The sequence below is a fragment of the Synergistaceae bacterium genome (assembly GCA_012521675.1).
Lineage (GTDB): Bacteria > Synergistota > Synergistia > Synergistales > Aminobacteriaceae > JAAYLU01.
Map to the genome: position 1 here is coordinate 49,034 of JAAYLU010000066.1, position 8,435 is coordinate 57,468.

12 protein-coding genes are annotated in these 8,435 nt (G+C 60.1%); 11 read left to right on the forward strand and 1 reads right to left on the reverse strand.

Annotated elements, in window-relative coordinates; translation table 11 throughout:
* The first annotated feature begins 21 nt into the window (after nt 1-21).
* Together argF and GX181_06830 are read left to right on the forward strand one after the other, a co-directional pair.
* Nucleotides 22-972: an ornithine carbamoyltransferase gene (argF, locus tag GX181_06825; protein ID NLM71654.1), complete on the forward strand. Its 951-nt coding sequence runs from the start codon at nt 22-24 to the stop codon at nt 970-972.
* 37 nt (nt 973-1,009) lie between these two features.
* Entirely contained in the window at nt 1,010-1,192 is a 183-nt protein-coding gene (locus GX181_06830; protein ID NLM71655.1) for a hypothetical protein, read from the forward strand.
* A 58-nt stretch (nt 1,193-1,250) separates the two neighbouring features.
* Here the strand turns inward: GX181_06830 and nikR are convergent, their stop codons facing one another.
* Nucleotides 1,251-1,658: a nickel-responsive transcriptional regulator NikR gene (gene nikR, locus GX181_06835; GenBank protein ID NLM71656.1), complete on the reverse strand. Its 408-nt coding sequence runs from the start codon at nt 1,656-1,658 to the stop codon at nt 1,251-1,253.
* A gap of 68 nt (nt 1,659-1,726) precedes the next feature.
* Between nikR and GX181_06840 the strand changes: the two genes are divergently transcribed.
* The 9 genes from GX181_06840 to GX181_06880 form a co-directional block, all read left to right on the forward strand.
* Nucleotides 1,727-2,254, forward strand: a complete 528-nt coding sequence (locus tag GX181_06840) for a hypothetical protein (GenBank protein NLM71657.1) — start codon at nt 1,727-1,729, stop codon at nt 2,252-2,254.
* A 59-nt stretch (nt 2,255-2,313) separates the two neighbouring features.
* On the forward strand, nt 2,314-3,042 hold the full coding sequence (gene nadE / locus GX181_06845) for an NAD(+) synthase (GenBank protein NLM71658.1): 729 nt from the start codon (nt 2,314-2,316) through the stop codon (nt 3,040-3,042).
* Between the two features lie 28 nt (nt 3,043-3,070).
* Nucleotides 3,071-3,823 carry a YebC/PmpR family DNA-binding transcriptional regulator gene (locus tag GX181_06850; GenBank protein ID NLM71659.1) on the forward strand — a complete coding sequence of 251 codons (753 nt, stop codon included), beginning with the start codon at nt 3,071-3,073 and terminating at the stop codon, nt 3,821-3,823.
* Nucleotides 3,824-3,830: 7 nt separating this feature from the next.
* Complete coding sequence (ruvC, locus tag GX181_06855; GenBank protein NLM71660.1) at nt 3,831-4,340, forward strand: crossover junction endodeoxyribonuclease RuvC; 510 nt, start codon at nt 3,831-3,833, stop codon at nt 4,338-4,340.
* Nucleotides 4,333-4,938 (forward strand): Holliday junction branch migration protein RuvA, encoded by a 606-nt coding sequence (gene ruvA / locus GX181_06860; GenBank protein NLM71661.1) that lies wholly within the window; start codon nt 4,333-4,335, stop codon nt 4,936-4,938. The genes ruvC and ruvA overlap by 8 nt, the downstream gene beginning before the upstream one ends.
* Before the next feature lie 10 nt (nt 4,939-4,948).
* Nucleotides 4,949-6,007 carry a Holliday junction branch migration DNA helicase RuvB gene (ruvB, locus tag GX181_06865; protein ID NLM71662.1) on the forward strand — a complete coding sequence of 353 codons (1,059 nt, stop codon included), beginning with the start codon at nt 4,949-4,951 and terminating at the stop codon, nt 6,005-6,007.
* Complete coding sequence (locus tag GX181_06870) at nt 6,004-6,228, forward strand: DUF2905 domain-containing protein (protein ID NLM71663.1); 225 nt, start codon at nt 6,004-6,006, stop codon at nt 6,226-6,228. The genes ruvB and GX181_06870 overlap by 4 nt, the downstream gene beginning before the upstream one ends.
* A gap of 21 nt (nt 6,229-6,249) precedes the next feature.
* A complete protein-coding gene (locus GX181_06875) occupies nt 6,250-7,698 on the forward strand; it encodes a SpoIID/LytB domain-containing protein (protein ID NLM71664.1) in 1,449 nt (482 codons plus the stop codon).
* A 12-nt stretch (nt 7,699-7,710) separates the two neighbouring features.
* Nucleotides 7,711-8,435 (forward strand): S-adenosylmethionine:tRNA ribosyltransferase-isomerase (locus GX181_06880; GenBank protein NLM71665.1); only part of this gene is annotated, 725 nt, incomplete at its 3' end.

Below are 8,435 nucleotides of genomic sequence, written 5' to 3' on the forward strand. Positions count from 1 at the left end.
CCCGAAAGGAGAATATGATTCATGGCTTTCAATCTCAAAGGACGCAGTTTTTTAACCCTTATGGACTTCACCCCGGAGGAGATCTACTACCTCCTCGACCTCTCGGCCGACCTCAAGGCGAAAAAGCGCTCCGGCGTGCGCGGGAGGGCGCTGCAGGGAAAGAACATAGCTCTCATCTTCGAGAAGTCCTCCACCAGGACCAGGTGCGCCTTCACCGTCGCTTGCATCGACGAGGGAGGACACCCGGAGTTCCTCGGCAAGAACGACATCCACCTCGGCGGCAAGGAGGACGTCAGGGACACGGCGAGAGTCCTCGGCAGGATGTTCGACGGCATCCAGTATCGCGGCTTCGCTCAGTCGCTGGTGGAAGATCTGGCGAAGTACGCAGGAATCCCGGTCTGGAACGGACTGACCGATGATGACCACCCGACCCAGATCCTCGCCGACTTCCTCACGATCCAGGAGAACTTCGGCAAGCAGCTCAAGGGCATACGGCTCGTCTACTGCGGCGACGGAAGGAACAACATGTCCAACGCCCTGATGATCGGGTGCGCCAAGCTCGGAATGCACTACGTCGTGGCCTCCCCGAAGTCCCTCTTTCCCGAGAAGGGGCTCCTCGACACGTGCACCGAGATGGCCGAGCGCAACGGAGGCTCGGTCACAGTCTTCGAGGACCCGCTCCAGGCCATGAAGGGCGCGGACGTCATCTACACCGACGTCTGGGTGTCGATGGGGGAGGAGGCGAAGGCCGAGGAGCGCCTGCGGCTGCTGACCCCCTACCAGGTCAACATGAATCTCGTGAAGGCGTCCGGCAAGGACTCGACCATATTCCTTCACTGCCTGCCCGCCAACAAGGGACAGGAGGTCACGGAGGAGGTCTTCGAGTCGCCCAACTCCAAGGTCTTCGATGAGGCGGAGAATCGCATGCACTCAATAAAGGCGATAATGGTCGCCACTATCGGCAATCAGTAGACGGTGAAAAGTATTTCCGTCCGGGAGGCGAATGTCGATGACAGATGAAAACTACCGAATCTTCAAATGCGCCTCGTGCGGGACGGAGTTCCGCGCCGAGGCCAGGGAAAGGGCCCCTCGCTGCCCCGAGTGCGGAGGCAAGGTCCTGATACTGCTCGAAGGGGAGAGCCTGTCCAAGGGGAAGTGCGCCGGGTGCGCCGCATCCTCCTGCTCGACCTGAGGCGTGTGACATACGGGGCGGCGGTTCGCCGCCCTCTCTTTTTTCAAAGCCCGGATCCTCAAAGCACTATCGAGATGGACGGCTCGATGCTCTTCAGTCCCCTGAGAGTGCGCAGCGCGGCTACAAAGCTCCTGACCCTTCCCGCGTCGCCCTTCACCACGATGCACTCCAGGCAGTGATGGTGATCCACGTGCACGTGGGTCGTGCAGACGATGCTCTCCCCGAAGTCGTGCTGCAGCGTCGTCAGGTCGGACATGGTATCCTTTCCGTGATGGTCGTACATTATCGTGACAGTCCCATAGACGACGCCTGCACCGCTGGTCCACATCTCTCTCGACAGCCTCTCTCGGATCAGCTGTCGCAAGGCCTCGGACCTGTTGGGCATTCCGTTGTCCTCTACAAACGCGTCGAACTCCTCCAGCATCGCCCTTGGAACTGCGACCCCGAACCGGACCAATGAGCTCATATGCATCACTCCCATGCCATTTGAGTTGGAGTATAATACAATGACCACAGATTAAGGGGGCGCATTTATTGTACCCGATCTCGGCCACATTCCTGCTGAAGTCCGAAGGGAACTCTTCAAGCTACGCCCGCCTGTTTGTTCGTCGTCTTTCCCGTCGAGAGGAACTGCAAAGGACGGCCCGATCTAAGGTAGCCTACTCGGTCGCTCTCAAGGACGAGGCAACGAGCGAGGTCGTGATATTCGACGACGGCGGCAACGAGATCGAACCGACTGCCCCGGCCTTCCAAGTCGACAGCCCCCTTCCATTCAGCCTGTTCCACGCGGGCGGCATACCTTGCGCGGCCTCTGGCGAGAAGGGGCTTCTTTCGTCCGAGGCCGGACGTCTCCTCGCCCTTGCAGGGGTGAGGGTTCTCTGCTGCTTCCCGTCGGAAAGTGCCACCGCCGATTATCCCATGGCTGATTTCGCCAGGGTCAGGTCGCTTGAAAACGGTCACTACACGATCATCGCACTTCCGGGAGAACAGGGGGTGGCCTGCTTTGGAAAGGGAGATGCCCCGCTTTCGACATGTGAAATTGTTCTCCGAAGAGTGCGATGAACACGTCGATTATGCTAAAATACGGTTGATAACTGCTATCTACGAAGGTGGGTGTGCGTATGTCGTACCAGCGCAGGGACACGGCGAAAGTCTGTGATTCCATCGTAAAATGGCTGAAGGAGCAGGTTTCCAACGCGGGTGCAGCAGGGGGAATAGTCGGGCTCAGCGGCGGGATAGACTCCGCCGTCGTCGCGGCTCTCCTCCGGAGGGCATTCGGGGATGACATGCTCGCAGTCTCGCTCCCCTGCGGCAGCTCGAAAGAGGACCTGGACGACGCTAGGCTCGTCGCTGCCGCCCTGGACCTGCCCTTCGCCGAGATCGACCTTACACCCGTCTTCACATCCATCCTAAGGGCGTTGAACGCCGGCCTGTCCCCGATCGCCACCGCGAATATCAAACCCAGGCTCCGCATGACGGCGCTTTACGCGCTTGGCCAGGACAGAAGGCTTCTCGTCTGCGGCACGGACAACAGATCGGAGAGGATGATCGGCTACTTCACGAAGCATGGTGACGGCGCGTGCGATCTCCTCCCCATCGCTGACCTCCTGAAGTCCGAGGTGCGGCTTTTGGCGGAACACTTGGGCGTCCCGGGAAGGGTGATAACCAAGGCTCCGTCCGCGGGACTGTGGGAGGGACAGACCGATGAGCAGGAGATGGGACTGACCTACGACCAGATCGATTCATACTTCTCGTCGACGAAAGTGGACGAGGAGGCCGCCGCCAGGATTTCCCGTATGGCGAGCGCATCGGAGCACAAGAGAGAGCTCCCCCCGATATGTTATCCATAGGACAGATCATTTTTAAGGAGTGATTGTTTTGGCGGGCCATTCTAAATGGGCGAATATAAAGCGCAGGAAAGGGGCTCAGGACGCTAAGAGGGGCAACCTCTTCCAGAAACTTGTCAAGGCCATAATAGTCGCGGCGAGGGAGGGCGGCCCGGATCCGGCCATGAACATGCGTCTCAAGGCGGCGATAGACCGGGCCAAGGCAGCCAGCGTCCCCAACGACAATATCATAAGAGGAATAAAGAGAGGCACCGGGGAGCTGGAGGGCGGGCAGCTCGAGGAGATCGTCTACGAGGCGTACGGTCCCAACGGCGTCGCCATACTGCTCGAGGTCCTCACGGACAACAGAAACAGGACCGCCTCCGAGATGAGGGCCCTGTTGACGAGGAACGGCGGCAACCTGGGCGAGTCAGGGAGCGTGGCGTGGATGTTCGAGCGCAAGGGCGTAGTGGAGGTCACGGGCAAGGATATAGACGAGGAAGAGCTGATGACCGTGGCTCTCTACTCGGGCGCCGAAGATATGCAGGAGGAGGGCGACGGCTTTATCATCCACTCCGAGCCGGGTGCCTTCGGCGGGATCAAGGAGGCCCTGGAAACGGCGGGGTACGTGGTGGAGAGAGCCGAGACGGAGATGATCTCCAGCAATACGGTCCTGGTCGACGATGCCGAGAAGGCCGGGAGAGTGCTGCGCCTGATGGACCTCCTGGAGGAGCACGACGACGTCCAGAACGCCTACAGCAACTTCGACATACCGGACGAGATAATGGAAAGCCTGGACGATTGACAAGTTGTTGAGATGCATTGGAATCGACCCGGGCCTGGGAAGAATGGGAGTGGCGGCGGTAGCCATGGATGGACGGGTATTTCGCCTGATCTCCTGCGGCTGCATAGAGACTCCTCCCGGCATGCCTTTGCCGGCGCGCCTGAACATGATCTTCAAGGAGCTGGGGGATCATATCGAGGAGTGCACACCTGATTTCATGTCGATAGAGAAGCTCTTCTTCGGAAAGAACATCACGACGGCGGAGTCGGTCTGGCAGGCCCGAGGCGTGGCGCTCTTACAGGCCGATCGATACAACCTTCCTGTCTTCGAACCAAAACCTTCGCAGATCAAGCTGGCCGTGTGCGGATACGGCACCGCTCCCAAGGAGCAGGTTCAGAGGATGTCGCAGAGGCTTCTCGGGCTCTCCTATCTTCCAAAACCGGACGACGCCGCCGATGCGATAGGTGCGGCCATCACCGGTTTTTCGCTTCTTGCGGAGGAGCGCCGGATATCGGGCGCCAGGAGAGATCATGCTTAGGTCTCTGACGGGCAAGATCAGATCCGTATGCGACAATGTGGTTGTCCTCGACGTCGGCGGCATCGGGTTCGAGCTGCTGTGCACGGGACGGGCCACTTCCCTCTGCACGGAGGGAGAGGACGCGGACCTCATCACGCACGTGCAGTTCTCCGACGCTGGCCCCACACTGTTCGGGTTCGCGGACGAGAGGGAGAGGCATCTATTTCTCAAACTGATCACTGTGAAGGGCGTGGGCGGAAAGATGGCGATGAACATCCTGAAGTTCGCCTCCTCGGAGCACATAGTCTCGTGGATAGTGTCCTCGGATATAAAAGCCATGATGAGAGTTCCCGGCGTGGGCCGCAAGACGGCCGAGCGGCTATGCTTCGAGATGCGTCCACATTTGACGGATGCGGAAGGGGAACTGTTGACGGGGCCTGTCTCTCCGCGTGACGAAAAATTCGCCACGGCCATCGAGGCCCTACGCACGCTTGGATTCGCCCAAAACGAAGTGAGAGAGATGATATCCAAGCTGAAAAAGTCAGGCCTTCTCGAGGACGAGGAGCTCACGGAGGAAAAGATCATCCGGCTCGCCCTCAAGGAACTGAAGCGACACTGAGGTGACAGGTATGACGGCAGCCATAAATCGCTTCCTGGACCCGAACGACGGGCCGGGAGAGGACGAAAGCACCCTTCGCCCTCAGTCGCTCGGCGAGTTTTTGGGCCAGGAGAAACTGAAGGAGAAACTGTCGATCTTCATAAAGGCGGCCAGGCAGAGGAGAGAGGCGCTGGACCACACCCTCCTTTACGGGCCTCCCGGGCTGGGAAAGACGACCCTCGCGGGGATCATAGCCCGCGAGATGGGAGGACAGCTGCGCGTCACGACAGGCCCCTCCCTGGAGAGGACCGGGGATCTCGCGGCCATTCTCTCGAACCTGGAGCCGAACGACGTGCTCTTCATAGACGAGATACACAGGCTACCCACGAACGTCGAGGAGATACTATACCCGGCTATGGAGGACTACGCGCTCCATATCATCGTGGGGAAGGGGCCGCTGGCGAACAACATCTGCCTGCCGCTCCCCGGCTTCACCCTCGTGGGCGCCACCACGAGACTGGGTCTGCTCACCTCGCCGCTGCGCGCCCGTTTTGGTATAGTGGAGCAGCTGTCACCCTACACGGACGACGAGCTGCGGAGGATCGTGACAAGGGGGGCCAGGGTTCTGGGCACCGAGATACAGGATGACGCATCGAAGGAGATCGCACGCCGCTCCAGGGGCACTCCGCGAATCGCCCTTCGCCTCCTCCGAAGAGTTCGGGACGTGGCCGAGGTCAGATCCACCGGGGCCATCGACGTGGCCCTTGCGGGAGCGGCGATGGATATGCTCGGGCTGGACGACATGGGGCTGGACGAGGGCGACAGGAGGATATTGAGGGTGATCGTCGAGCTCTTCGACGGAGGTCCCGTCGGGCTCTCAACTCTGGGAGCGGCCCTCAACGAGGAGGTGCAGACCATAGAGGATATATACGAGCCCTTTCTGATTCAGCGAGGCTTCATCGAGAGGACCCCCAGGGGCAGAAGGGCCACCAGGAACAGCTGGGCCTACCTGGGCAAGGAGCCTCCATCGGAAGACCAGGAGCAGTGGCGTCTGCCCCTTCCCTCGGAAGAGGAGGAGGCCGAATCGTGAACTCCATCGGGAGGGCCCTGATCGCAGCGGGCTGCATCCTGGTGCTGTCGGGCGTTCTTCTCCTGCTTCTCGGCAGGTATACCGGCTTCTTCGGCAAACTGCCAGGCGACATCTCCTTCAGCCGAAAGGGGCTCACCGTCTTTGCCCCCTTCACGAGCATGATAATCCTCAGCGTTTTGCTGACGGTCGTGATAAATATCATCTTCAGGTTTCTGAAATAGCCTTTATTCGGAGGAGTGCTTATGTTGAAGGACAAGAACAAGGGAGCTCCGGCTTCGACTCTTTCTCTGCTTTTCGCCGTTTTTCTGCTTATTCTCATGCTCCAGTCTCCGGCTCTTGCCAGGAACGTGTCCGTGGGGCTCGCGATAGGGCAGGCATCCGTATCGGTAAAGAGCGAATCGGCCATCACCGTGGTCGACTCAGGCGGGAAAAAACATTCGGTCGGCAAGTCGGTCGATTTCAAAGCATCGGCGAAGGGCTGCGTATCCGCGGGGAAGCTTCTGCTGAAGCTGCCTGTGAGCCTCTCTTCGGGGCACCCCCTGTCGTTCAACGGAAGGCGTTACCGGGGGTCCCTTCGCCTGGTCGCGTCCGGTTCGGGCGTGACGCTTCTCAACGTAATCGATCTCGAGGAGTACCTCAGGGGCGTGCTGAAGATGGAGGTGAACCCCGCCTGGTCGATGGAGGCGTTGAAGGCTCAGGCGATCATATCAAGGACATACGCCCTTAGAAGCGTGCTCAACAACAAGGGCAAGGGGGGGTTCGACCTTCGAGACGGCATAACGTCTCAGGTGTACCGGGGGATCAACGCTGAGGACAAGAAGACCGACGAGGCCATCAAGTCCACCAGGGGAATGATCCTGAAGTACGGAGGCGGCATCGCGTTTACTCCTTTTCACTCTTTCAGCGGAGGGGCCACCGCCGATGTCTCCACTGTCTGGGGGGGCGACATGCCCTACCTCAAGGGGGTAAAGGAGGACTTCAGGACAGACTCGCCAAACAATCACTGGGAGACGCGCCTTACCCCCGCCCAGGTGGAGGGGGCCCTGCGCTCCGCCGGCGTCAACGTAGGACGGCTGCAGGAGCTGCGCGTCGAGAAGACCGACCCGCACGGCAGGGCGACAGTGCTTCGCGCTATCGGAACCAATGGAACCAAGACGCTCAAGAGCCATAACTTCCGCATGGCGGCCGGCAGCAACGTCATCAAGAGCACCGTGATGACAATCACCCCTCCCGGTGGAAGAATACCGCAATCGCAGCCCGATCGGCAGCCGCCCGCGGAGATCCCGACCGCCGCTCCGCCTGCAGGCGAGCCGCTCCCGGACATACCTACATCTCTCACGCCCATGAGCGCGTCCGAGGAGCTGAAACTGACCCAGCTGACGGAACAGGGCGCTTTCAACTCGGAGGAGTTGATGGACATGCTGATGAACCCTGACAAGCGCAAAGGATACCTGGTCAAGGCGCTGCGAAGCGTCAAACCGGAGACGCCGGCTGTCAGCCCCCTGCCGAAGCCTCAGCCGAGCCCGCCCCCTTCGTACTCGACGGATTGTTTTGTCTTCACCGGCAGAGGCTGGGGACACGGAGTGGGCCTGTCTCAGTGGGGGGCGAAGGCCTTGGCTGACAAGGGGTGGAGCCACAAACAGATACTCGACTTCTACTACCCGGGCACCAAGCTTGACAAGATGCAGTGACGAACTACCCCGATGTCCGGTCTTTTCGACATAGAGTCATATGACTACTCTCTCCCCGAGGAGTTGATCGCCCAGAACCCGGCGACCCCGAGGGATTCTTCGAGGCTGATGATCTTGGATCGTGCCTCCGGCGCAATCACGCACAGGCAGTTTTATGACCTCGGGAAGTGTCTTCGTCCAGGCGACCTGCTGGTGCTGAACGATACCAGGGTGATGCGTGCCCGCCTTCACGGCGTGAAACTCCACGGAGGCGCCAGGGTGGAGATCCTGCTGTTGAAGGCCTTGGACGGCGGGCGGAAGGAATGGGAGGCACTTGTGAAACCGGGCAGAAGGCTCCGCCGTGGAACACTCATAAGCCTGAGCGACGGGACGGAGTTAACGGTAGGGGAGCGCACTGCCGCAGGCGATGGAGTACGTTCCGTGCTCTTCCCCGACGGTGTTGATGTCGACGAGCTGCTGGACAGGATCGGTGAGACGCCTCTGCCACCCTATATCACTCGCTCCGACGCTCCGGCCTCGGCATACCAGACCGTCTTCGCCGCCCACGACGGATCTTCCGCCGCGCCTACGGCAAGCCTTCACTTCACCGAGGCGCTGCTGGAGAGGGTAAAAGACGAGACCGGCGTTTCGATAACGTGGGTAACCCTGCACGTCGGACTTGGGACCTTTCGCCCGGTCAAGTGCTCCGATATCCGCGACCATGTAATTCACCACGAGAGCTGCATGGTTCCACGAGA